The organism is Polynucleobacter sp. HIN11, from assembly GCF_030297675.1.
Classification (GTDB): domain Bacteria; phylum Pseudomonadota; class Gammaproteobacteria; order Burkholderiales; family Burkholderiaceae; genus Polynucleobacter.
This window is the reverse complement of sequence record NZ_AP028142.1, coordinates 124,090-144,288: the sequence shown is the minus strand read 5'-3', so window position 1 is coordinate 144,288 and position 20,199 is coordinate 124,090. Positions and strand designations below refer to the sequence as shown.

Below are 20,199 nucleotides of genomic sequence, written 5' to 3'. Positions count from 1 at the left end.
ATCAAAAGGTAAATTGTTTTAATGCGTCTGGCATGCCCTGCGCAATTGCTGCCTGCTCTTTTGCTGCATACGTGTTTGCATCCCAGATCTCTAGATGCGAACCCATTCCCAACAACATAATTTCACGTTCAATGTTTGCAGCGGTGCGTAACTCAGGTGTAATCAGAACTCGCCCAGCGCCATCTAAATCAATTTCCGCGGCGTTACCTAAGAAGATTCGGCGCCACCAATGCGCGTCCATTGGCAATTGCGCAACCCGAGCCCGAAATGCTTCCCATTCGGGCCTGGGAAATAGCAACAAACATCCGTCGGGGTGCTTGGTTAGGGTGACGCGACCCTCGCCCTGCAGCAATAAGGCATCGCGATGCCTTGCTGGCACCGACATGCGACCTTTTGCATCGATATTGAGAGCTGAAGCGCCTTGAAACAAAATTTACCCCACTTTTTCACACTTCCTCCCACTTTAGAGGAAGCTTCCTACAGGGTCAAGTATTTTTGGGTAAATTTTTAGCAAATTCTCTAGTGATTACAAATACTTAGAGAAGCTTTGCAAAATAATCGTAAATTAAAATTATGACCTAAAACAAGTACTTGTAATCTATAGCTAAGATACGTCTTTAGGTATATAGGGGGAGTGCCCTGAAAAGCCTGTATAAAAGAACAGTAATACTAGATTTTATAAGCGGTCGTTGTCATGATTTTAGAAATACCCGCCATGAGCGTCTGAATGGGTTGGGGTAATTCTTGCCCACCAGCAGCGATTGCGCTTGCACCATGCTCAATTTCATCAATCCGCATCTGCTCCACAATGGCTCGAGAACGAAGGTCAGCTTCAGGGAGCTTCTCAAGGTGATCATTCAAATGCCGCTCCACCTGCTTCTCCGTTTCTGCTACAAATCCTAAACTCCAGCGATCACCTGCTAACCCCGCGACCAACCCGATTCCAAATGCCCCCGCATACCACAATGGATTCAAGAGACTGGGGCGAGAGTCCAGCTCTTTGAGGCGCTCCTCGCACCATGCCATGTGATCCATCTCTTCTTTGGCTGCCTGATCCAATAAGGCGCGGGTTTCAGGTGTCTTAGCTAGTAATTTTTGAGATTGGTAGAGCGCCTGGGCACACACCTCACCAACATGATTGACACGCATTAAACCAGCCACATGGGTGCGGTCTTTCGGGCTTAAATCAAGATCTGAAGTGAGCACTTGCTCTTCATTTAATCCTTCTTGAATATTGGCCTTAGGGACTGGCCGACTATAATTGGCACCGCCAGCAATAGCGCGCAATGCAGTATCAAACTCACCAATCAAATGATCGATTGGGCTCAAATTGATGGGGTTTGAACGACTCATACTTGCACTTCAGCCTTGCAGCTTTCCTTGGTTTTTAGACCAAGCTCTGCGAGCAATTGGCGATCGGCCAGTGCCTCTGGATTGCCGGTGGTGAGCAACTGGTCGCCATAGAAGATGGAGTTTGCGCCCGCCTGAAAACACATGGCTTGCACAGCTTTTCCAAGCTCTTGACGACCCGCTGATAATCGAACTCGGGCCTGAGGCATGGTAATCCGGGCAACAGCAATGGTTCGCACAAATTCCAAGGGGTCTAATCTGGGCTGATCGGCCAACGGGGTGCCAGCAACCGGCACTAAATGATTGATCGGCACGGATTCTGGGTAAGGATTTAGATTCGCCAAGCGTGCAATGAATGCGACGCGCTGCTCCCTCGACTCCCCCATCCCCACAATCCCGCCGCAACATACCGACATTCCAGCATCACGAACATGCTGCAAAGTATCCAAACGATCCTGATAGTTGCGGGTCTGAATCACATTCGGATAAAAATCCTCGCTGGTATCTAAATTATGGTTATAAAAATCCAGGCCCGCATCCCGCAAAGCCTTAGCCTGATTGGCTTCTAGCATTCCAAGCGTAGCGCAAGTCTCAAGCCCTAACTCCTTAACACCCCGAATCATAGCGGCTACTTTTTCAACATCACGATCCTTGGGCTCTCGCCATGCAGCGCCCATACAAAAACGGTTGGAGCCAGCTGCTTTGGCTGCTTTGGCAGCCTCTAGTACTTCATCTAAATCTAGGAGTTTAGTTGCCTTCACATCGGTGTGATAGCGGGCCGCTTGGGGGCAATACCCACAATCCTCCGGACAACCCCCGGTCTTAATGGATAACAAGGTGGCCAATTCCACATCACCCTCAGGAAAATATTGACGATGGGTTTCCTGAGCCCGAAACATCAACTCATGAAATGGGAGCTCAAACAATGCCGCAACCTGCTCCAGTGTCCAGATTGGATAGGCATTGGGTGCACTTGGCTTAACCTGAACCAATGGAGAGATCGTTGGTGATGCTGACATGGTTTTATCGGGATTAGACTCTAAAACCAATAACATACCAGATATGCTGCTTGATTTTGAAATAATCCACACCTGCGCCAATGAATAAACCAGGTCATTCCTTAGACTGGGTCAGTCGGAGCCTTGCTTCGGTTTGGCACCCCTGCACCCAAATGAAAGATCACGAGGCCTATCCCTTAATTGCGATTACCTCGGGACAGGGGGCCTGGCTACAAGACGATCAAGGACGGCGCTTCATTGATGCAATTAGTTCGTGGTGGACTAATTTATTTGGTCACGCCAATCCGCGTATCAATCAAGCAATCTCTGAGCAACTCAAGCGCATTGAGCATGTCATGCTTGCTGGATTTACACATCAGCCAGTGGTAGAACTATCAGAACGTTTAAGTGCATTAACAAATGGTCAATTAGGCCATGCGTTTTATGCCAGTGACGGTGCATCTGCCGTTGAAATTGCGCTCAAGATGAGTCATCACTTTTGGAAGATTCAGGGGAAACCCAATAAAAAAGAGTTTATTTGTTTAGCGAATAGCTACCATGGAGAAACCTTGGGCGCCCTTGGCGTCACCGATGTATCGGTATTTCGTGATGCCTATGGATCACTCCTCAATCCCGTTCATATCGTCATGTCACCCGATTCACGGGCTGCAACCGACCAGGTCTCGAGCGAGGAAATCATTGATTTGGCGCTGAAGAATCTCGAAGAGTGTTTAGCTCAACACCATCAAACCATTGCGGCCTTGATTATTGAGCCCCTGGTGCAATGTGCAGGCCAAATGGCAATGTATGCGCCGCGGTATGTAAAAGGTGCGAAGCAACTGTGCGAGCAGTATGACGTTCATTTAATTGCTGATGAAATTGCTGTTGGTTGTGGTCGAACAGGCACATTCTTTGCTTGTGAACAAGCCGGTATTTGGCCGGATCTCATGACCTTATCGAAAGGAATCAGCGCAGGCTATTTACCCCTTTCCATTTGTTTGAGTACTGATACGATTTACTCTGCCTTTTATAGTGACGACATGTCAGCTACTTTTTTACATTCCCACTCATACACTGGCAACCCATTAGCGTGTCGAGCCGCATTAGCAGGCTTGGATATTTTTCAAGAGGATGCTGTGCTTGAAAAAAACAAGGTCCGAAGCCAATCGATTCAAGAAGCGTTCTTATGGGCGCGTGATCACGCGTCGATTGAACATATTCGTCAACAAGGAATGATCTTTGCGTTTGATATCAACGCATCTGCGATTTCAAAGCCAGGTTCATTCTCAAAAATGATGTTTCAGGAGGGCTTACGAGAAGGTGTATTGATTCGACCGATTGGTCGCACAGTCTATGTCATGCCGCCTTATATTATTTCTGCCGATGAAATCCAACAGATGGGTCGTGCAATTGAACGAAGCTTGCATACTGTTTTGCAAAAATCCTGATTTCATATTGCATATGCCCTTTGCTCTCAATCAAATTGATGCGGAACTAGCAACGCTCGATCGTGAATTACTGCGTCGCTCGATTCGCTCAGTCGATACCCCATGTGGTACTGAGATTCAAATTGGAGGTAAGGCATTGCTGGCATTTTGTAGCAATGATTATTTAGGACTTGCCAATCACCCTGAATTGATTGCAGCCCTCTCCGAAGGGGCTGCGCGTTTTGGTACCGGCAGTGGTGCCTCCCATTTAATCAGCGGTCATCATACGATTCATGATGAGCTCGAAGCAAAATTAGCATCGACTCAAGCCAGTGCCATTCCAAATGCCCGTGCTTTATTTTTCTCCACCGGCTACCTGGCTAACATCAGCGCCATTACTGCCCTGAGCTTGATCGGGGAAAAAACAAGTATTTATTCTGCTGCCCTTAATCACGCATCTCTGATTGATGGAGTTCGTCTAGCCCGCGGCCAGGGATCGGTCGACCTTCACATCTTTGATCACCATCATTTAGCAGGCCTTGAAGATAAGCTACGCAATGACTTGACACCATTTAAGTTAATTGTGACCGATGGGGTCTTCAGTATGGATGGCGATCTCGCTCCAGTTCAAGAGCTCTTACACCTAGCCAATCAATACGACGCGCTCCTCATGATTGATGATGCGCATGGGTTTGGTGTGCTTGGCAAGCATGGGTATGGCATTTTGGAAGATCAAGAAGTCTGCTCAGACCGCATTATCTATATGGGCACGCTGGGCAAAGCCGCTGGTCTAAATGGTGCCTTTGTTTGCGCCCATGAAAAAATCATCGCATGGCTCATTCAGAAAGCAAGGCCCTATATCTACAGCACAGCCAGCTCACCTGCATTAGCCTTTGCTGTGCTGCGCAGTGTTTCTCTAATCGAAGGAGAGCTTGGGCAAGAATTACGAGCTCGCTTACATAGCAATATCGCACTTTGGAAAGAAGGTTCTATTTTTATCCGTTGGAACCGATTGAAATCAGATACCGCGATTCAGCCCATTGTGGTTGGTAGCAACGCGACTGCCTTACAGCTTGCAAGAGCCCTAGATCAATTGGGGTATTGGATACCTGCAATTCGTCCACCCACCGTTCCCAAGGAAATGGCGCGCCTACGGATGACCTTATCGGCCGCACATACTAAAGAGCAGATCCAGGGGCTCTGCAAGGTGCTATCGGATCTCGAAACTTCTTTACCAAAATGATGAGCCACTCCTACTTTGTCACCGGCACAGATACTGAAATTGGCAAAACCTTAGTTACCGCTGCATTGGTTTATAAATTAAATGTGCTCAACTCAGGTTCAGCGTGCGCCTATAAGCCAGTGGTTGCAGGAACTTACCGCAATAGTGAGGGCATGCTTTGCAATGAGGATTTAGAAACCTATGCACTAGTGCAAGATCCGGCAATTCCCCAAAGTGTGATTTGCCCTTATGTATTAGATACTCCAGCCGCACCTCATCTGGTCGCTGCCAAACATGGCAAGCACTTAGAACTCGATCGCATGGTGCAAGCTTATCAAACACTACAAACACAAATCGCCCATGTCATTGCTGAGGGTGCGGGGGGATTTTTAACCCCCATTGATGATCGCTATGATCTATCTACATTTTCTGTACGCATTCAAGTACCAGTGATTCTTACTGTGGGGATGCGTTTGGGCTGCATCAATCACACATTACTAACGGTAGAAGCCATTGAGCAACGCGGCCTCAAGCTGGCCGGTTGGGTCGCCAATTGCATCGATCCTAAGATGCTCTACTTAAACGAAAACATTACGACGCTTCAGAATCGAATCAAGGCGCCGCTATTGGGAGGCATTGCGCATTTCCCCCCGAACTTACAGAAAAAAGCGAATGCGCCCTATTCAATTGAGGCAATTGAATTTGCTGCCAATGCAATCGCACTACCCTGATTGACTTTCATCGCGTAAGACACGACGCAGAATCTTGCCCACATTATTCTTCGGCAGGCTCTCTCGAAACTCAATTTGCGTTGGGCGTTTGTAGTGCGTCAACTCGCGATTGCAAACTTCTATAATTTGTTCTTCAGTAATCGAAGGGTCTTCTCGTACTACGAATAACTTAACTGCCTCACCCATCGCGCCTTGACGAATGCCAACCACTGCACATTCAAGGACCCCAGGAATAGAAGCAACGACATCTTCGACCTCATTTGGAAAGACATTAAAACCAGCTACCAAAATCATGTCTTTCTTGCGATCCACAATTCGGAAATAACCAGCCTCATCCATCACGCCGATATCACCCGTTCGAAAGAATCCATCGGCACCCAGCACGTTCTGTGTTTCAGCTTCTTGTTGCCAATAGCCACGCATGACCTGTGGACCCCGAATATAGATCTCGCCAATCTCACCAATAGCCAAATCCTTACCCTCTTCATCCCGAATGCACATCTCAGTATCGGGTAAGGGTAAGCCGATTGAACCGGTGAACTCAGTGGCTAATGGCGTGTTGCACGATGCAACTGGGGAGGTTTCAGAAAGGCCGTATCCCTCGGTAATGACCGTACCGGTTAATTCTTGCCAGCGTTGTGCAACGGAGCGTTGTACTGCCATGCCGCCGCCAATCGTGAGTGCCCATTGCGAGAAATCCAATTGAGCGAATTTTGGATTGTTCAAAAGAGCAGCAAATAGAGTGTTTACTCCCGGAAACATATTAATCTCCGGAAACTCTTTCAAAATCCCAATTAAGTTTTGTAAATCGCGTGCATTTGGAACCAATAGAATTCGTGCGCCAAGGCGCATGCCCAATAATCCACAGCCTGTAAGTGCAAAGATGTGATACATGGGAAGTGCACACAGAAAATGCCATGCGGTAATCGTTTTGCGTTGTTCAATCGGTTTTAACCAGGCTTCGATTTGCAATACATTGGCAATTAAATTGCGATGGGTCAATATCGCACCCTTGGAAATTCCTGTGGTTCCACCGGTATATTGCAATAGTGCAATGTCATCGTGAGAACGATGTGGACGTTCATACACTCGTTGCGCACCCAACTCTAAGGCAGCAGTAAATTGAATCGTGCTAACTTGCGTTGGCAAGGAATAAGGAATGACTTTGCGCTTAAAGGTTCGTATAAAACGATCTAACCAGGGGCCCTTCCAACCCAGCATCTGCGCAATACTCGTGATCACTGCGTGTTTTATTGCTATTGCTTGACCCTCAATTGCAAAGGCATCTTCAAGGGTTTTTCCAAAATGCTCCAAAAGCAAAATAGCCTCCGCCCCACAATCGCTTAGTTGGGCTGCTAACTCACGCGGGGTGTACAAGGGATTGATACTCACCACAATAAAACCTGCTCGCAGTACGCCATACAAAGCCATCGGATATTGCGGAATATTGGGCAGCATGATTGCAACCCGAGCGCCCTTCGAAAGACCAAGGCTTTGCAAATAACTGGCTAATTGCATAGAAGCCATATCAATGGCTTCATAGGAAAAGTGCTTGCCCATACACCAATACGCGGGTCGCTCCCGATGCGTTTTAAATGACTCATCGAGTAAATCCAAGAGTGAACCATACTGGTCATAACTCAGATGGTGGGGAACGCCTTTTGGGTAGGATGAAAACCAAGGTTTATTTGTAATCATTGGTATTTATTACACTTTTTTAAAGCTGCACATTGTCTCCACGCCAAGTGTATCGCTTTGGGCTAATATTGACCTATGCGAATTCTCCCTGAGATCCTGGAAGCAACTCCTAGCATCGCTGAAATCCGGCGCAATATACATGCACACCCGGAGCTACGCTTTGAAGAAAAGCGTACCGCTGAGCTGGTTGCCCAAGCACTATCCAGTTGGGGTATTGCGGTCTATCAAGGCCTGGGCAAAACGGGAGTAGTGGGTCGCTTAGACGGTGAGTTGGGCCCAGGAAAGATGATTGGCTTGCGCGCCGATATGGACGCCCTGCCCCTACAAGAAAAAAATACTTTTGCTCACGCCTCGCAAAATCCAGGCAAGATGCACGCTTGCGGTCATGATGGTCACACAGCAATGCTCTTGGGTGCGGCGCAATATCTGGCTAATCATCGCGATTTCAAAGGAAGTGTGATATTTATCTTCCAACCTGCTGAGGAAGGTGGTGCTGGCGCCCAAGAAATGATTGAAGATGGTCTGTTTGAACAATTCCCTTGCGATGCAGTATTCGGGATGCACAATTGGCCAGGTTTAGAAGAGGGTCATTTTGGGGTTGTGAGCGGCCCCATGATGGCATCGAGTAATGAGTTCGTAATCGACATTCAGGGCAAAGGCGGGCATGCGGCCCTGCCACACAACAGTGCGGATCCCATCATGGCAGGCGTTCAGATCGCGCAAGCTCTCCAAACCATTATTACTCGCAATAAGCGCCCGGTTGATGCGGCGGTAATTTCAATTACGCAATTTCATGCCGGAGAAACCAGCAACGTTATTCCCGATACTGCGATGCTAGGCGGAACAGTTCGGACGTTTACATTAGAAGTTTTAGATTTAATCGAACAGCGTATGCATGAGATTGCCAATCAAGTGGCCAGCGCCTTTGATTGCAAAGCCAATCTGACCTTCAAACGCAATTACCCACCCCTGATTAACGATGAACAGCAAACTGAGTTTGCCGCTCAGGTCATGAAAGAGCTCGTGGGTAACGAACGGGTAAACACCCGAATCGATCCAACCATGGGCGCCGAGGACTTTGCCTTCATGCTGTTAAAAAAACCGGGCTGCTATGTATTTTTAGGTAACGGGGATGGCGATCACCGCGCAACTGGCCATGGCATGGGACCTTGCCATTTGCATAACCCCTCCTATGATTTCAATGATCAAATCATTCCGGTTGGGGTGAACTACTGGGTCCGTTTAGCCCAAACTTTCTTGCGTTAACGGTTCTTAAACTGCGCGGGCCGCTTTTCTAAAAAAGCAGCCATTCCCTCTTTTTGATCCTCGGTGGCAAAGCAGGCATGAAACAAACGGCGCTCAAAACGAACGCCCTCAGTGAGCGTGGTTTCATAAGCAGCATTCACGCTTTCCTTCACCATCATGAGAGTAAGGAGTGGCATAGCGGCAATCGTCTGTGCAATTGCCATCGTTTCGCTCATTAATTGCGCGACGGGATAAACCCGGGCAACTAATCCGCTTCGTTCGGCTTCAGCCGCATCCATCATCCGGCCAGTCAAACATAAATCCATCGCTTTTGACTTGGATACTGCTCGCGTTAGCCGCTGCGTACCACCCGAGCCGGGAATAATTCCCAACTTGATTTCAGGTTGCGCAAATTTAGCGTTATCGGCCGCAATGATCATGTCACACATCATGGCGAGCTCACAGCCACCGCCCAAGGCAAAGCCTGATACCGCAGCAATCACGGGTTTACGAACCTTACAAATGGTTTCCCAATTACGCGTAATGAAATTATTGCGATACGTATCCTGAAAATCATACTGCGCCATCTTGCTGATATCCGCACCCGCAGCAAATGCTTTTTCACTTCCAGTAATCACAATGCATGCAATTGCATCATCGGCATCGAAGCGTAGTAATGCATCGCCTAAATCATCCATTAACTCGTCATTTAAAGCATTAAGTACTTGAGGACGATTTAAGGTAATAAGGGCAACCTTTCCCTCGGTCTGGGTCAATATCGTGTTGTATGACATTTCAGTCCCTCTTCGGTAGCATTAACCAAACACGGCCATTTTGCTTCATTCTGCCAGCCAATTCTCCAGCTTCGTCCCCAGTGCCCCAAAAATAGTCAACTCGGACTGGGCCCACAATTGCCTTACCCGTATCTTGGGCCATCACCAAGCGTCGAATCGGCTGATTACTGAGCGGTCGTGTGGTTTCTAAAAACACGGGGGCACCGAGCGGAATCGCCCGCGGATCAATCGCAACACTGCGCTCAGGTGTTAGTGGAACTCCGAGAGCACCAATCGGCCCAAGATCCTGGTTCGCTGAAGCTGGTAGTTCTCGAAAGAACACAAAGCGTGGATTGGCATTAAGCATCTCTTGCACTTTGCTGGGATTGCGCTTAGCCCACTCCGAAATCCCCTGCATGGTTGCCTGCGCACGGGTAATTTCTTTACGATCCAATAACCACTGGGCACTCGATTTAAACGGTAAATCATTCGATCCCGCAAACCCCAATCGCATGATTTGGCCATTGTCCAAACGGATTTTTCCAGATCCCTGAATCTGCATCGATGCAGCCGCTACCGGATCTTCAACCCAGGCAATTTCTGAACCCTTAAGCAGGTTTGAGTTCATCAGCTCAGCTCGTGTTGGCGCAGGCGATGGTTTCGTACGAACCCATGCTTTGGGATAGGCATACAGAGGCACGGTGTACCGATCGGTACGAACCCGCGAACCCGCAATAATGGGTTCGTAGTAGCCGGTGACCAAACCTTCCGACTTTCCAGTGATTTGATTGCGAACTGCATAGGCCCTAAAGTTGTTCTCAAAAAATGCCTTCGCGTCTCTTGGCTTTTGAGCATTAGCCCGATCGCAGACTGCAGCCCAATTAACAGGTCCCGGTTTACGCTTTCGTAAGGTATTGCAACTTTGCAACCACGCTTGCCACGCCTCACTCAAATTATCCTCATCCCAGCCGGGTATCTCAGAGAATGCCACAGGCGTTAATGCGGCCGATGAGCTACTGTCATCCGTAATAACGGTTTCGGTAACTCTTGGGGTACGAGGCAAGTTGCTTGAACTACTTGCTTTAGGCGACTGAGAAATTGGTTTAGTTGGCGGTGCCGCACAAGATGCAAGAAAGAGACTGGCCATGACGACGCAGAATGCAGACTTACAAACTACAATGGGGTTACTCGAATTCCAGAAGATCATCATGCTCGCTCAGTTATTTGATGAATATCCCATGCTCTTATTCGTGCTAGAGGCATTCCTAGCCTTGGCTATTCTATTAGCAATTGTATTTTGGACCGGCAAAGGCCGTAGAGACTAGAAAAATTAGTCAGCTAATATTTTCGAGAGAAATTCTTTGGCCCGAGGTGAGCGCGCATCGGGATTAGCGAAAAACTCATTGCGCGTGCAATCCTCCACGATTTTTCCCCGATCCATAAAGATCACACGATCACTCACCTTCTTGGCAAAGCCCATTTCATGGGTGACCACGCACATGGTCATCCCTTCCTGCGCTAATTTGACCATCACATCCAAAACCTCGCCCACCATTTCAGGGTCAAGAGCGGAGGTTGGTTCATCGAACAACATCACAATTGGGTCCATACATAAGGCACGGGCAATCGCCACACGCTGCTGCTGACCACCAGATAGCTGGCCCGGGAACTTATCTTGTTGCTCTAATAAGCCCACGCGCTCTAAATATTTAAGACCTTGTTGTTTAGCCTCATCTAGACTGCGATTGAGTACTTTCACCTGAGCAATAGTTAAATTCTCCATAACCGATAAATGGGGAAATAGCTCAAAGTGCTGAAATACCATACCAACGCGTGCACGCAGCTGCGGCAAATTCGTATTGGGATCATGTAAGTTAATTCCATCAACCGTCAACTCACCCTCTTGAAAGGGCTCTAGCGCATTGATTGTCTTAATCAGCGTCGACTTTCCTGACCCCGACGGTCCACAAATGACAACCACCTCACCCTTGTGAATCACCGTCGAGCAATTGGTGAGCACTTGAAACTGGCCATACCATTTTGAAATATGTCGAAGCTCAATCATGGCAATCTCATTTCTTAACGAACAATTGCAACTTTTTCCTGAATTCGCTTAACAATTCGGGATAAGGTAAAACAGATTAAAAAATACGTCAGGGCTGCTAACAAATAGGTCTCAATTGGTCGTCCAAAATTTTTACCGGCAATCTCAAATCCCTTTAAAAGATCATAAGCACCAATCGCATAGACCAAAGAGGTATCCTGGAACAAGATAATAGTTTGGGTCATAAAAACAGGGATCATATTTCGAAAGGCTTGCGGTAAAACCACCAAACGCATATTTTGGGAGTAGGTCATTCCTAAGGCTTGAGCCGCATAAACCTGCCCCTTCGGAATCGACTGAATTCCGGCTCGCACAATCTCCGAAAAGTAAGCCGCCTCAAATGCAATAAAGGTAATGATGGCCGATAAATTAACGCCAATTGGTTTGCCAATGATCAGCGGAATCAATAAGAAAAACCACAAAATGACCATGACCAGCGGAATGGAACGCATCGTATTGACATACGCAGTTGCAGGTAACGCAAGCCACGGTTTTCCTGAAAGACGCATTAAAGCCAGTACCGTCCCCAACAGAATCCCGCCAATCGTCGCAATAATGGTTAACTGAACACTAAAGATCAATCCCTTTTGAATATAACTAGTGAATAGCTCCCAGTTATAAAAGCTCAGATCCAGGTTCATGATTTATCGCTTACCTTAATGCGCTGAGGATGGATTGGCCGCAATAAAACCAGGAACGCGCGTTTTTTTCTCAATCCACACCATGATTCGATTGACTGTAAATGCGCTCACCATATATAGCCCCGTAACGGCTAAATAAATTTCAATACCACGGGAGGTTTCCTCCTGAGCCTGTAAAGCAAATAAGGTGAGCTCCGGTACGGATACCGCAAACGCAACGGATGAGTTCTTCACGATATTCATACACTCTGATGTAAGTGGCGGAATGATGATTCGCATACCCATCGGTAAGAGCACGTAGCGATAACTTTGTGTGGTGGTCATACCCAAGGCAATCGCTGCATTTCGCTGTCCTGATGGTAGCGACTGAATCCCTGCGCGGACCTGTTCCGCAATCCGCGCCGATGTAAATAAACCCAAGGCAATACTCACCAATAAATAGGATGGGAAGTCTTTCATGATGGGGAAAAACGCCGGCACTACGTGATACCAAAGAAAAACTTGAACGAGTAATGGGATATTTCGGAAGAGCTCAACCCACGCCGTTGCCCCTGCGATGCATAGTCGATTGACAAGATGCTTAGACGGTAAGGTGCGCATCGTACCGATGACGACCCCCATCACCATTGCTAACACTAGACTAAGCCCAGCGACAGCAATCGTCCAGCCCCATGCAGAGATTAACCAATCCAAATAAGTGGGATCAGCGTTGGGATCCATCCCAAATAAAAAGGAGAAGCAGCGTGGGGCTACTTCTCCAGTCAAAGTGTCTTTACAAAAGACACTCCAATCTAAGTTCATATCAAACTGAAAGGGCCTAAATTACTTCTTCTGATAATCCTCTGCAGGCTTATCGTTTGGATTGGCCCATGCTTGTTTGGTACTTTCAGATAAAGCCAAACCGACTCGTGCATTCTTGGGAGGAATGGGTTGTAAGAACCACTTGTCCCAGAGCTTGGTGAGGGTGCCATCCTTCATCATGCGCCTGAGGTTATCGTCCACTGCTTTCTTAAAGCCAGGATCATCTTTACGCATCATGATGGCAATCGGCTCAACTGCAATTACTTCACCCACAATGCGGTAATCGCCAGGATTTTTTGCATTCGCGATATTGCCGGCCAAAATGGAGCCATCCATCACAAATGCATCAGCGCGCCCCGATTCCAACAACAGGAAGCTATCAGCGTGGTCTTTACCAAAGACTTCTTCAAAGTTCACTCCGGTAGCCTTCTCATGCTTACGCAAGAGCTGCACTGAGGTAGTGCCTGTAGTGGTTGCTACCTTTTTACCATTGAGCTGATTTAAGGAGGTAATTCCGGAATTGGCCTTCACCGCAATCCGAATTTCCTCAACGTATGTTGTTACAGCAAAAGCCACATCCTTTTGCCGGGTTGCATTATTGGTCGTTGAACCACACTCAATGTCAACCGTTCCATTCTGTAACAACGGAATGCGATTCTGTGAAGTGACGGGGGTATATTTGATATCCAGTGTCTTCAAATTCAATTGCTTTTGAATATCACGCAATACGGTATTGCAGATTTCCACATGAAAGCCTGCGTATTTACCATCACCCAAGGTATAGGAGAGGGCGCCAGATGACTCACGCACACCCATAGTTACTACACCGGTAGACTTCATCTTATCGAGGGTGCTTTGCTGAGCGATTGCTACTGGCGAAATCAATAAACTACTGGCAAGCAAAGTGATGCTGCCTAATGCGCTGGACCACGAAAGTTGCTTCATATTGAATCCTTTGATCAATAGGTTTGTTTTAGTGAATGCATTTCCATCTTAACGAGAATCCTTGCCAAAAATCTTAAATAGCCCTATTCAGTGCAAGGTTCTTGGCATCACCAGGGCAAACTCTGGAATTGTTGCCTGAAAAAACTGAGCATCCTCGGTGACGCAAAAATACTCCCCGCGCATCGTGCCGGCTGGTGTGGGCAAAGTAGCCCAACTGGTGTACTCAAAATGCTCGCCGGAGCGTAAAAGTGGCTGTTGACCAACTACCCCCAAACCCTTCACCTCCTGAACCTCCCCTTCGCCATCGGTAATCAACCAATGGCGGGCAATTAGCTGAACACTGGCCGTTCCGGTATTGCGAATGGTCACGGTATAAGCAAACGCGTATTGCTGATTATCGGGATCCGATTGCTCGGGAAGGTACTGGGGGCGGACGTTTACGGTAATTTCGGGTGGATTCATGACCTGCATTCTGCGCTATCCCAACCCCGTTCGCAAGATAGAATCTAGGTATATATGACAAAAACCACTCAAATGAGCCCTAATTCCGCCATCATTGCCCCCTCGATTCTGTCAGCCGACTTCGCCAAACTGGGCGAAGAGGTGAAGGCTGTCTTGAATGCCGGAGCCGATTGGATTCACTTTGACGTAATGGATAACCACTATGTGCCCAATTTAACGGTTGGGCCCTTGGTTTGTGAGGCAATACGTCCCCATGCCATCAAAAACGGTAAACCGGCGATGATCGATGTCCACCTCATGATTGAGCCGGTTGATCGGATTGTCCCTGACTTTGCCAAAGCAGGAGCCAATCTGATCAGCTTTCACCCCGAGGCCAGTGCGCATGTGCATCGCACCCTCTCACTCATTAAAGATCATGGCTGCCAAGCTGGGCTAGTCCTTAATCCCGCTACCCCGATCCATCACCTAGACCACGCCTTAGATCAAATTGATCTGGTACTTCTGATGTCAGTCAACCCAGGCTTTGGAGGTCAATCTTTTATTCCCAGCACTCTTACTAAGATCGAACAGGTACGTAAGATGCTCAATCGCTATCAAGAAACCAGTGGTCGAGCCATTCGCCTTGAGGTCGATGGGGGAATCAAAATTGACAATATTGCTAGTGTTGCCGAGGCTGGAGCCGATACCTTTGTAGCAGGCTCGGCGATTTTTGGTAAGCCAAATTATGCTGAGGTCATTCATGCCATGCGTGACGCGATTGGGTCTTAAATCATTAAAGACGACCTGGGCATGATGAATACAATTGACTTACACAAATTTGCGAAGCAAGGGTATAACCGTGTGGCGCTGGTTGCGGAGTCACTTGCCGATCTCGAGACTCCCCTATCGCTCTACTTGAAGCTGACCCAAAAGTCTGGCCAAAAAAATACCTTTTTGTTGGAATCCGTTTATGGCGGCGAGCGCTTTGGGCGCTATTCCATTATTGGCCTACCGGCACGAACTATTTTTAGAACCGTTGGTACCCCCAGTAACCCAACCAATGAGATCATGCACGACGATACGGTCATTGAGCGCAATCACGAGAACCCGCTTGACTTCATTGATCAGTATCTCAAACGCTTTAAGGTCGCCCCTCAGGCAAATCTGCCGCGCTTTTGTGGTGGCTTAGCCGGTTACTTTGCCTACGACACGGTTCGCTATATTGAAAAGCGACTTGCGGTTCACTCCTTACCCGATGAAATCGGTGTACCTGACATTCAACTGATGCTCACTGAGGAATTGGCTGTTGTTGACAATGTCGCAGGCAAGATCTATTTCATTGTGTATGTAGATCCCAATGACTCTAACGCTTATGAGAGCGGCACTAAACGGCTGCAAAACTTGCAAGCCATGCTTACAGTCCCGATCCAGATACCCGAAGAACAAGCATCCAAGCCACGCCCCGAACTTATTCGCAAATTCAAGGCAAGCGATTTTGAAGATGCAGTGCGTCGTACCAAGGACTATATCCTCGCAGGCGATTGTATGCAGGTGGTCATTGGCCAGCGCATCAGCCGAACCTTCACTGAACCACCATTGCAACTCTACCGCGCATTACGCTCACTCAACCCCTCCCCTTACATGTATTTCTATGACTTTGGGGATTTGCAAATTGTGGGCTCATCCCCTGAAATCTTAGTGCGCCAAGAAAAACGTGAGGGACGCAAAATGGTCACGATTCGGCCCTTAGCCGGAACTCGTCGCCGCGGTGCGACCCCTGAAGAGGATGCACAACTTGCTAAAGAGTTACTGGCTGATCCCAAAGAAATTGCTGAGCATGTAATGCTGATTGATCTCGCCCGCAATGATGTCGGGCGTATTGCCAAGACCGCAAGTGTCAAGGTCACCGATTCGATGGTGATTGAAAAGTACTCCCACGTGCAACATATCGTTAGCTCAGTCGAAGGTGAACTTAAGGACAATATGAGCAATATGGATGTCTTACGCGCCACCTTCCCTGCCGGCACCCTATCTGGTGCCCCCAAAATTCGGGCGATGGAAATTATTGATGAAATGGAAATTACCAAACGTGGTATCTATGGCGGTGCTGCCGGTTATCTCTCGTTCTCAGGCGATATGGATGTGGCGATTGTGATCCGCACCGGCGTGATTAAAGACGGCATGCTGCACTCTCAAGCGGGCGCAGGTGTCGTGGCCGATTCGGATCCCACCTCCGAATGGAAAGAGACCGAAGTGAAAGCGAAAGCAGTATTAGCAGCTGCTGAATTAACCGAATCCTCTAAAGGAGCATAACGATGCTCTTAATGATCGATAACTACGACTCCTTTACTTATAACTTGGTGCAATACTTTGCCGAGCTTGGCGAAGACGTGAAAGTTGTACGTAATGATGAAATCAGCGTTGCGGATATTGCCAAAATCAATCCGGATCGTATTTGTATCTCCCCGGGACCTTGCAGCCCAAAGGAAGCAGGGATCTCGGTTAATACCATCAAGACCTATGCGGGCAAGATTCCGATTCTGGGCGTCTGCCTTGGGCATCAAGCGATTGGTGAGGCTTTTGGAGGCGAGGTGATCCGCGCGAAGAAAGTGATGCACGGCAAAACCGATGAGATCACCCATATCGACGAAGGTGTATTTAAACATCTCCCAAAATCATTTCGGGTGACGCGCTATCACTCGCTCGCTATTAATCGAGAGAACTTACCCAGTTGCTTAACCATCACCGCACAAACTGACGATGGCGAAATCATGGGCGTGCGTCATAAAGAGTTATGCGTGGAGGGTGTCCAATTTCATCCAGAGTCGATTCTCTCTGAGCACGGTCACGCTCTCCTGAAAAACTTTTTAGCGATGAAGTAAGAAATGGCCATGACCCCATCCCAAACCCTGCAACACTTGATTGACGGCAAAGAGTTACTCGAAGCCGAAATGGTACAGATCATGCGCGCCATTATGGGTGGTGAACTGCCAGGGCCGATGGTGGCCGCCCTTTTGGTTGCCCTTCGCAGCAAAAAAGAAACGCCCACCGAAATTGCTGCGGCGGCGACCGTGATGCGGGACTTTGCTACTGCTGTGGATGTTAAGGATAAGACCCATCTAGTCGATGTAGTGGGTACCGGTGGCGATGGTGCCCATACCTTTAATATTTCGACAGCATCCATGTTTGTTGCGTCCGCGGCAGGCGCCAAGATTGCGAAGCATGGCAATCGAAGTGTTAGTAGCAAGTCAGGCAGCGCCGATGTTTTGGAAGCGCTCGGGGTCAAACTAAACCTGAGCGCCGCTGCAGTAAGTCAATGCATTGAGCAACTTGGTATTGGCTTTATGTTCGCCCCCAATCATCACCCCGCCATGAAAAACGTGGTTCCGGTCCGCAAGGACCTAGGGGTACGCACCATCTTTAATATTTTGGGACCCCTCACCAATCCCGCAAAAGCGCCCAATATTGTGATGGGCGTATTTCATCCAGAGCTAGTGGCTACTCAAGCAAAAGTCTTACAGCTAATGGGGGCCGAGCACGCTTTAGTGGTTCATGGCAATGACGGCTTAGATGAGATCACGCTCTCGGGCCCCACCATGGTCGCTGAACTGCGCAAGGGGCAAATCAATCAGTATGAAATTAAGCCCAGTGATTTTGGAATCCCTCACGCTTCAATGGACACTCTAAAGGTTGCTGATGCGCAAGAATCCAAAGCCATCATTTTGAATATCATGAACAATCAATCAGGGCCTGCACGCAATATTGTGTGCCTCAATGCAGGCGCCACCCTCTATGCTGCTAATGTCTCTCCATCGATTGCCGATGGTATCGAGCTGGCTGACAGCACAATTGCTTCTGGCAAAGCCAAACAGAAACTCGAAGCGTTTGTTGCGTTAACGCAAAGTCTTGCCTCATGAGCGATATTCTGAGTCGTATTCTGGAGACTAAGCGACATGAGATTGTGGCTGCACAACGATTGATCTCTAGTGGTGAAATCTTAAAAGAGGCATTGAGTGCTAATTCTGATCCAAATAGAAAGGTGCGTGGCTTTGCTAAAGCACTGATAGACTCCGTCAATAATCACAAACCCGGCATCATTGCAGAAATCAAAAAAGCAAGTCCGAGCAAAGGGGTGCTGCGTGAGCACTTTATGCCACATGACATTGCGCAAAGTTATGCCGCGCATGGCGCGACCTGCTTATCGGTCCTCACCGATCGGGATTACTTCTTGGGCTCGCCCCAGTATCTCAAAGAAGCCCGAGCTGCATGCTCTTTGCCAGTAATTCGCAAGGACTTCATCATTGACCCTTATCAGGTCTATGAGGCGCGCGCGATGGGTGCTGATGCAATCCTTTTAATTGTCGCGGCACTTGAGTTATCGCAAATGCAAGAGCTCGAAGCATGTGCGATCGAGAACCAGCTTGATGTATTAGTCGAAGTTCATGATGGGGTGGAATTAGAAGCGGCTCTTGAACTGCAAACGCCGCTACTGGGTATCAATAACCGCAATCTCAAAACCTTTGAGGTTAGCTTACAAACCACCCTCGATCTATTGCCAGCCATTCCCAAAGACAAACTCGTCATCACGGAGTCCGGGATTCTCAATGCCAACGATGTCAAGCGGATGCAAGGGGCCGGGGTTAATGCATTTTTAATTGGCGAAGCCTTTATGCGCGCTGAGCATCCAGGCAAGGCACTTGCAGCATTATTTGCTTGACTTAGACGTTAAATAAAAAGTTCAAGACATCGCCATCCTTGACGATGTATTCCTTACCTTCGGCGCGCATCTTACCCGCTTCCTTTGCGCCCTGCTCACCTTTGTATTGAATGTAATCGTCATACGCAATCGTTTGTGCTCGAATAAAGCCGCGTTCGAAATCCGTATGAATCACGCCAGCAGCCTGAGGCGCCGTATCGCCAATATGTATGGTCCAAGCACGCACCTCTTTCACGCCCGCTGTGAAGTAAGTTTGTAAACCCAATAAGCTATAGCCCGCCCGAATTACTCGATTAAGACCTGGTTCGCTCATCCCCAGATCAGCCAAGAACTCGGCCTTGTCAGCATCCTCTAAATCAGCAATCTCAGCTTCAATGGCTGCGCATACCGCAACGACTGGCGCATTCTCTTTAGCAGCATGCTCCTTAACCGCCTCAAGATGGGGATTGTTCTCAAACCCATCTTCTTTCACATTCGCGACATACATCGCCGGTTTTGCTGTAATTAAGCAAAAAGGTTTAAGAAGAACTAACTCTTCCTTACTAAGGCTCATGGCCCTTACCGGCAAGGCTTGATCTAACTGTGCTTGAACCTTGGTGAGTACCGCAACCAAGGCTGCGGCCTCTTTATCGTTACCCGATTTAGCTGCCTTCGAGTAACGCTGCAGGGCTTTCTCAACCGTACCCAAATCTGCCAGAGCTAATTCGGTATCAATCACTCCAATGTCTGCAATCGGGTCGACTTTGCCACTCACATGAACCACATTGGCATCCTCAAAGCAACGCACAACGTGGGTAATCGCATCGGTCTCCCGAATATTGGCCAAAAATTGATTTCCAAGCCCCTCTCCTTTGGAGGCGCCAGCTACCAATCCAGCAATATCGACAAACTCGACCGTGGCGGGCACGATTCGCTCAGGAGTCACAATCTGCGCTAAGGCAGCCAAACGGGGATCTGGGACCTCGACCATGCCCACATTGGGCTCAATCGTGCAAAAGGGATAATTTTCGGCTGCAATACCTGCCTTGGTGAGGGCATTAAACAGGGTGGATTTGCCTACATTCGGCAGGCCAACGATTCCGCATTTGAGTGACATGCTCCCATTG

22 protein-coding genes are annotated in these 20,199 nt (G+C 48.2%); 10 read left to right on the top strand and 12 right to left on the bottom strand.

Translation table 11 applies throughout. The features are described from left to right. Position 1: 1 nt before the first annotated feature. From mraZ to bioB, 3 genes are all read right to left on the bottom strand, one after another. The gene (gene mraZ / locus QUE60_RS00810; RefSeq protein ID WP_286223855.1) at positions 2 to 430 is read right to left on the bottom strand and encodes a division/cell wall cluster transcriptional repressor MraZ; all 429 of its coding nucleotides are present in this window, start codon (positions 428 to 430) and stop codon (positions 2 to 4) included. Between the two features lie 239 nt (positions 431 to 669). After that, positions 670 to 1,353: a 2-polyprenyl-3-methyl-6-methoxy-1,4-benzoquinone monooxygenase gene (gene coq7, locus QUE60_RS00805; protein ID WP_458574790.1), complete on the bottom strand. Its 684-nt coding sequence runs from the start codon at positions 1,351 to 1,353 to the stop codon at positions 670 to 672. Continuing rightward, positions 1,350 to 2,369: a biotin synthase BioB gene (bioB, locus tag QUE60_RS00800; protein WP_286223854.1), complete on the bottom strand. Its 1,020-nt coding sequence runs from the start codon at positions 2,367 to 2,369 to the stop codon at positions 1,350 to 1,352. The genes coq7 and bioB overlap by 4 nt, the downstream gene beginning before the upstream one ends. 80 nt (positions 2,370 to 2,449) lie before the next feature. Between bioB and bioA the strand changes: the two genes are divergently transcribed. Genes bioA through bioD form a run of 3 tightly spaced genes read left to right on the top strand, consistent with a single transcriptional unit; the run spans position 2,450 to position 5,728 of the window. Continuing rightward, entirely contained in the window at positions 2,450 to 3,796 is a 1,347-nt protein-coding gene (bioA, locus tag QUE60_RS00795; protein WP_286226888.1) for an adenosylmethionine--8-amino-7-oxononanoate transaminase, read from the top strand. 13 nt (positions 3,797 to 3,809) lie between these two features. Beyond that, positions 3,810 to 5,018 carry an aminotransferase class I/II-fold pyridoxal phosphate-dependent enzyme gene (locus QUE60_RS00790; protein ID WP_286226887.1) on the top strand — a complete coding sequence of 403 codons (1,209 nt, stop codon included), beginning with the start codon at positions 3,810 to 3,812 and terminating at the stop codon, positions 5,016 to 5,018. Then, positions 5,018 to 5,728 carry a dethiobiotin synthase gene (gene bioD / locus QUE60_RS00785; RefSeq protein WP_286226886.1) on the top strand — a complete coding sequence of 237 codons (711 nt, stop codon included), beginning with the start codon at positions 5,018 to 5,020 and terminating at the stop codon, positions 5,726 to 5,728. Before QUE60_RS00790 ends, bioD begins: the two co-directional genes overlap by 1 nt. On the opposite strand, the gene QUE60_RS00780 is transcribed toward bioD, so the two are convergent. After that, positions 5,720 to 7,426: an AMP-binding protein gene (locus QUE60_RS00780; RefSeq protein ID WP_286226885.1), complete on the bottom strand. Its 1,707-nt coding sequence runs from the start codon at positions 7,424 to 7,426 to the stop codon at positions 5,720 to 5,722. The two genes, bioD and QUE60_RS00780, sit on opposite strands and share 9 nt — an antisense overlap. Before the next feature lie 75 nt (positions 7,427 to 7,501). On the opposite strand from QUE60_RS00780, the gene QUE60_RS00775 reads away from it, so the two are divergent. Beyond that, the gene (locus QUE60_RS00775; RefSeq protein WP_286223849.1) at positions 7,502 to 8,692 is read left to right on the top strand and encodes a M20 aminoacylase family protein; all 1,191 of its coding nucleotides are present in this window, start codon (positions 7,502 to 7,504) and stop codon (positions 8,690 to 8,692) included. Here QUE60_RS00775 and QUE60_RS00770 read toward each other — a convergent pair. Beyond that, complete coding sequence (locus QUE60_RS00770) at positions 8,689 to 9,465, bottom strand: enoyl-CoA hydratase (RefSeq protein WP_286226884.1); 777 nt, start codon at positions 9,463 to 9,465, stop codon at positions 8,689 to 8,691. The genes QUE60_RS00775 and QUE60_RS00770 overlap by 4 nt on opposite strands. A 1-nt stretch (position 9,466) precedes the next feature. Beyond that, positions 9,467 to 10,591: a murein transglycosylase A gene (gene mltA, locus QUE60_RS00765; RefSeq protein ID WP_286226883.1), complete on the bottom strand. Its 1,125-nt coding sequence runs from the start codon at positions 10,589 to 10,591 to the stop codon at positions 9,467 to 9,469. On the opposite strand from mltA, the gene QUE60_RS00760 reads away from it, so the two are divergent. Then, complete coding sequence (locus tag QUE60_RS00760) at positions 10,590 to 10,769, top strand: hypothetical protein (protein WP_286224777.1); 180 nt, start codon at positions 10,590 to 10,592, stop codon at positions 10,767 to 10,769. The genes mltA and QUE60_RS00760 overlap by 2 nt on opposite strands. A 5-nt stretch (positions 10,770 to 10,774) precedes the next feature. Here QUE60_RS00760 and QUE60_RS00755 read toward each other — a convergent pair whose 3' ends face one another. The 5 genes from QUE60_RS00755 to apaG all read right to left on the bottom strand — a co-directional run bounded on the left by QUE60_RS00755 (position 10,775) and on the right by apaG (position 14,397). Then, a complete protein-coding gene (locus QUE60_RS00755) occupies positions 10,775 to 11,509 on the bottom strand; it encodes an amino acid ABC transporter ATP-binding protein (RefSeq protein ID WP_286226882.1) in 735 nt (244 codons plus the stop codon). Between the two features lie 14 nt (positions 11,510 to 11,523). Further along, entirely contained in the window at positions 11,524 to 12,189 is a 666-nt protein-coding gene (locus tag QUE60_RS00750) for an amino acid ABC transporter permease (protein WP_286226881.1), read from the bottom strand. A gap of 15 nt (positions 12,190 to 12,204) precedes the next feature. Then, on the bottom strand, positions 12,205 to 12,990 hold the full coding sequence (locus QUE60_RS00745; protein ID WP_286225494.1) for an amino acid ABC transporter permease: 786 nt from the start codon (positions 12,988 to 12,990) through the stop codon (positions 12,205 to 12,207). 21 nt (positions 12,991 to 13,011) lie between these two features. Beyond that, entirely contained in the window at positions 13,012 to 13,935 is a 924-nt protein-coding gene (locus QUE60_RS00740; RefSeq protein WP_286226880.1) for an amino acid ABC transporter substrate-binding protein, read from the bottom strand. 87 nt (positions 13,936 to 14,022) lie between these two features. Beyond that, on the bottom strand, positions 14,023 to 14,397 hold the full coding sequence (apaG, locus tag QUE60_RS00735; protein WP_108509272.1) for a Co2+/Mg2+ efflux protein ApaG: 375 nt from the start codon (positions 14,395 to 14,397) through the stop codon (positions 14,023 to 14,025). 54 nt (positions 14,398 to 14,451) lie between these two features. Here apaG and rpe point away from each other — a divergent pair, with 54 nt between their 5' ends. The 5 genes from rpe to trpC are packed head-to-tail and all read left to right on the top strand — an operon-like array spanning position 14,452 to position 19,093. Continuing rightward, positions 14,452 to 15,165 carry a ribulose-phosphate 3-epimerase gene (gene rpe, locus QUE60_RS00730; protein ID WP_286226879.1) on the top strand — a complete coding sequence of 238 codons (714 nt, stop codon included), beginning with the start codon at positions 14,452 to 14,454 and terminating at the stop codon, positions 15,163 to 15,165. A 24-nt stretch (positions 15,166 to 15,189) separates the two neighbouring features. After that, positions 15,190 to 16,689 carry an anthranilate synthase component I gene (gene trpE / locus QUE60_RS00725; RefSeq protein WP_286227456.1) on the top strand — a complete coding sequence of 500 codons (1,500 nt, stop codon included), beginning with the start codon at positions 15,190 to 15,192 and terminating at the stop codon, positions 16,687 to 16,689. Between the two features lie 2 nt (positions 16,690 to 16,691). After that, entirely contained in the window at positions 16,692 to 17,258 is a 567-nt protein-coding gene (locus QUE60_RS00720) for an anthranilate synthase component II (protein WP_286223841.1), read from the top strand. Positions 17,259 to 17,261: 3 nt separating this feature from the next. Continuing rightward, complete coding sequence (gene trpD, locus QUE60_RS00715) at positions 17,262 to 18,293, top strand: anthranilate phosphoribosyltransferase (protein ID WP_286223840.1); 1,032 nt, start codon at positions 17,262 to 17,264, stop codon at positions 18,291 to 18,293. Continuing rightward, positions 18,290 to 19,093: an indole-3-glycerol phosphate synthase TrpC gene (gene trpC / locus QUE60_RS00710; protein WP_286226878.1), complete on the top strand. Its 804-nt coding sequence runs from the start codon at positions 18,290 to 18,292 to the stop codon at positions 19,091 to 19,093. The genes trpD and trpC overlap by 4 nt, the downstream gene beginning before the upstream one ends. Before the next feature lies 1 nt (position 19,094). Here trpC and ychF read toward each other — a convergent pair whose 3' ends face one another. Further along, positions 19,095 to 20,189 (bottom strand): redox-regulated ATPase YchF, encoded by a 1,095-nt coding sequence (gene ychF, locus QUE60_RS00705; protein ID WP_286226877.1) that lies wholly within the window; start codon positions 20,187 to 20,189, stop codon positions 19,095 to 19,097. Positions 20,190 to 20,199: the final 10 nt, after the last annotated feature.

Coding starts and splice junctions, on each gene's coding strand:
- coq7 (WP_458574790.1), bottom strand. CDS start 1,353: ATGAGTCGTTCAAACCCCATCAATTTGAGCCCAATCGATCATTTGATT.
- bioB (WP_286223854.1), bottom strand. CDS start 2,369: ATGTCAGCATCACCAACGATCTCTCCATTGGTTCAGGTTAAGCCAAGT.
- bioA (WP_286226888.1), top strand. CDS start 2,450: ATGAATAAACCAGGTCATTCCTTAGACTGGGTCAGTCGGAGCCTTGCT.
- QUE60_RS00790 (WP_286226887.1), top strand. CDS start 3,810: ATGCCCTTTGCTCTCAATCAAATTGATGCGGAACTAGCAACGCTCGAT.
- bioD (WP_286226886.1), top strand. CDS start 5,018: ATGAGCCACTCCTACTTTGTCACCGGCACAGATACTGAAATTGGCAAA.
- QUE60_RS00780 (WP_286226885.1), bottom strand. CDS start 7,426: ATGATTACAAATAAACCTTGGTTTTCATCCTACCCAAAAGGCGTTCCC.
- QUE60_RS00775 (WP_286223849.1), top strand. CDS start 7,502: ATGCGAATTCTCCCTGAGATCCTGGAAGCAACTCCTAGCATCGCTGAA.
- QUE60_RS00770 (WP_286226884.1), bottom strand. CDS start 9,465: ATGTCATACAACACGATATTGACCCAGACCGAGGGAAAGGTTGCCCTT.
- QUE60_RS00760 (WP_286224777.1), top strand. CDS start 10,590: ATGACGACGCAGAATGCAGACTTACAAACTACAATGGGGTTACTCGAA.
- mltA (WP_286226883.1), bottom strand. CDS start 10,591: ATGGCCAGTCTCTTTCTTGCATCTTGTGCGGCACCGCCAACTAAACCA.
- QUE60_RS00755 (WP_286226882.1), bottom strand. CDS start 11,509: ATGATTGAGCTTCGACATATTTCAAAATGGTATGGCCAGTTTCAAGTG.
- QUE60_RS00750 (WP_286226881.1), bottom strand. CDS start 12,189: ATGAACCTGGATCTGAGCTTTTATAACTGGGAGCTATTCACTAGTTAT.
- QUE60_RS00745 (WP_286225494.1), bottom strand. CDS start 12,990: ATGAACTTAGATTGGAGTGTCTTTTGTAAAGACACTTTGACTGGAGAA.
- QUE60_RS00740 (WP_286226880.1), bottom strand. CDS start 13,935: ATGAAGCAACTTTCGTGGTCCAGCGCATTAGGCAGCATCACTTTGCTT.
- apaG (WP_108509272.1), bottom strand. CDS start 14,397: ATGAATCCACCCGAAATTACCGTAAACGTCCGCCCCCAGTACCTTCCC.
- rpe (WP_286226879.1), top strand. CDS start 14,452: ATGACAAAAACCACTCAAATGAGCCCTAATTCCGCCATCATTGCCCCC.
- trpE (WP_286227456.1), top strand. CDS start 15,190: ATGAATACAATTGACTTACACAAATTTGCGAAGCAAGGGTATAACCGT.
- QUE60_RS00720 (WP_286223841.1), top strand. CDS start 16,692: ATGCTCTTAATGATCGATAACTACGACTCCTTTACTTATAACTTGGTG.
- trpD (WP_286223840.1), top strand. CDS start 17,262: ATGGCCATGACCCCATCCCAAACCCTGCAACACTTGATTGACGGCAAA.
- trpC (WP_286226878.1), top strand. CDS start 18,290: ATGAGCGATATTCTGAGTCGTATTCTGGAGACTAAGCGACATGAGATT.
- ychF (WP_286226877.1), bottom strand. CDS start 20,189: ATGTCACTCAAATGCGGAATCGTTGGCCTGCCGAATGTAGGCAAATCC.